This is a genomic window from Acidimicrobiales bacterium (assembly GCA_036273495.1).
GTDB lineage: Bacteria > Actinomycetota > Acidimicrobiia > Acidimicrobiales > JAJPHE01 > DASSEU01.
In genome coordinates this window covers 1-2327 of sequence record DASUHN010000057.1, presented here as the reverse complement: position 1 = coordinate 2327, position 2327 = coordinate 1, and the positions used below count along the sequence as shown (strand labels likewise).

3 protein-coding genes are annotated in these 2327 nt (G+C 74.3%); 2 read left to right on the top strand and 1 reads right to left on the bottom strand.

The window, feature by feature from the left end:
* Window positions 1–307, bottom strand: a 307-nt coding sequence (locus VFW24_02330; GenBank protein ID HEX5265583.1) for a uracil-DNA glycosylase family protein, incomplete at its 3' end; no start/stop codon positions are given.
* Window positions 308–348: 41 nt separating this feature from the next.
* On the opposite strand from VFW24_02330, the gene VFW24_02325 reads away from it, so the two are divergent.
* On the top strand, window positions 349–1134 hold the full coding sequence (locus tag VFW24_02325; protein ID HEX5265582.1) for a DUF72 domain-containing protein: 786 nt from the start codon (window positions 349–351) through the stop codon (window positions 1132–1134).
* A 76-nt stretch (window positions 1135–1210) separates the two neighbouring features.
* On the top strand, window positions 1211–2327 hold a 1117-nt coding region (locus VFW24_02320), incomplete at its 3' end, for a beta-propeller domain-containing protein (protein HEX5265581.1).

Sequence of the window (2327 nt, the reverse complement as noted above, 5' to 3'; positions counted from 1 at the left end):
TGCCCCGCGCCTCCCACTTGAAGTGCTTGACGGCGTTGGTGACGTACACCGTGCGCCGGTCGATCCCGGCCCGTTCCAGCGCCTCGTCCAGCAGGCGCCCGGCCGGGCCGACGAACGGAGCGCCCTCGATGTCCTCCCGGTCCCCGGGCTGCTCGCCGACCAGCATCACCTCGGCCCGGGGCTCTCCCTCCCCGAACACCGTCTGGGTGGCCCCGGCGTAGAGGTCGCAGCCCCGGCACGTGGCGCTCGCCTCCCGCAGGCGGTCGAGGTCGTCGGGACGGTCGGGAAGGAACTCCTCGGCACCCATGCCTTCTCTTTACCCGCGGCCCTGGCGGGTAGACAGCGGGGGTGGCGGTGGTCGTCGGGACCTCGGGATGGCACTACCAGCACTGGAAGGGCTGCTTCTACCCACCCGGCCTGGCGGCGTCGCGGTGGCTGGAGCACTACGCCGGCCGCTTCGCCACGGTGGAGATCAACAACGCCTTCTACCGGCTGCCGGAGGCCGCCACCTTCGCCATGTGGGCGCGGACCCTTCCCGACGACTTCGTGGTGGCGGTGAAGATGAGCCGCTACCTCACCCACGTGAAGCGGCTGCGGGACCCGGCCGAGCCGGTGGGGCGGTTCATGGAGCGGGCCCGCGAGCTCGGGCCCAAGCTGGGGCCCGTCCTGCTCCAGCTGCCCCCGAACCTGCGCATCGACCTCGCCGCCCTCGACCAGGTCCTGGCCGCCTTCCCTCCCACGGTGCGCATCGCCGCCGAGCTGCGCCACGCCAGCTGGTTCGTACCCGAGACCAGACAGCTGCTCGAGTCGCGCGGCGCGGCCCTCTGCGTGGCCAACACCAGCGGGGGGCTCGGGTTCAACTCGCCGGTGTGGCGGACGGCGGAGTGGGGCTACGTCCGCTTCCACGCCGGCCGGGCCCGGCCCGCCGGCTGCTACGGGCGGACGGCGCTGCGGACGTGGGCCGGGCGCCTGGCCGAGATCTGGCCCGACCGGACCGACCTGTTCGTGTACTTCAACAACGACGGGCACGGCTGCGCCCCGAGGGACGCCCGCCGCTTTGCCCTCGCCGTCAGCCGGGAGGGGCTCACGCCCACGCGCGTGCCCGGCCCCCGGGAGACCCCGCTCTGCGGGTGAAGAAGGACTGACGCCCGGTCGCGGTTGATCCGGGGCTCGACCGGCCACCAAGTCTCCGAGCGCATCGGAGGAGACCGTGGGCACAGCGAGCGAGGATCGGCGGCGGCGGGGCAGGGCGCCGGTGGCGCTGGGCGGGGCCGCGGGCGCGGTGCTCGTCGCCGGAGCGGTGGTGGCGGCGTGCTCGGCCCTCCCGGCCCGGCAGACCGCAGCCCATCACCGCCTCCCGGGATCCACGACGACGACCAGGCCCGGGGCCGGGGTCGTCCCCACCGGTCCGGCCGCCGCCCCCACCGTCAGCCTCGTGTCCTACGGGGACTGTTCGGCGCTGCTGGCCCAGCTCAAGCGGGAGGCCCTGGCCGAGGTCGGCCCCTACGGACTGCAGGCAGAAGGCGGACCGGGCGCCGAGGGAACGCCGATGCGGCAGGCCGCGCCCGAAGGTGCGCTGGCCGCTCCGGGTGGCGCCGCCTCCTCTGGCGCCGCCTCGGCCGGTGCCGCCTCGTCCAGCGCGGCCTCGTCCAGCGCGGCCGCTCAGGACGCGGCGGCCCCCTTCTCCACCACCAACGACCAGGAGGCCGGGGTCGACGAGCCCGACCTGGCCAAGACCGACGGGCACCTGATGGTGGTGCTGCGCCACGACCCGGTCGGCCTGCAGGTGGTCGACGTCACCACCCGGAGCCCCCACCTCGACGGGTTCATCGGTCTCTCCCAGCTCGGATCTCCGACCGGTCTGTTCCTGGCCGGGTCGGAGGCGGTGGTCATCGGCGGATCCGGCGCGTCCCCGCAGGTGTACCCGGGCGCGGCGGGCGGGCCGCCGGCGCCGGTGTACCCGCAACCGACCTCGGGAACCACCGCCACCGTCGTCAGCCTCACCGACCCGCAGCATCCCAAGGTCGTGCGGTCGTTCTCGCTCAGCGGCCAGGAGGTCGACGCCCGCCAGATCGACGGCCGGGTGCTGGTCGTGCTGCAGGGCTCGCCTCAGCTCCCGTTCACCACGCCTGGCGACAACAGCAGCGCCGAGCAGCAGCGGGCCCTGCAGCACAACCGCGCCGTCGTGAGCTCCTCGACTCTGCAGCAGTGGCTGCCGTCGACCACCACCCGTGGTGCACCGGGCCGGCAGCTCCCGGCGTGCCCGACCGTCCTGCACCCGAGCGTGGCATCAGGAATGGGAACCGTGTCGGTGGTCTCGCTCGACC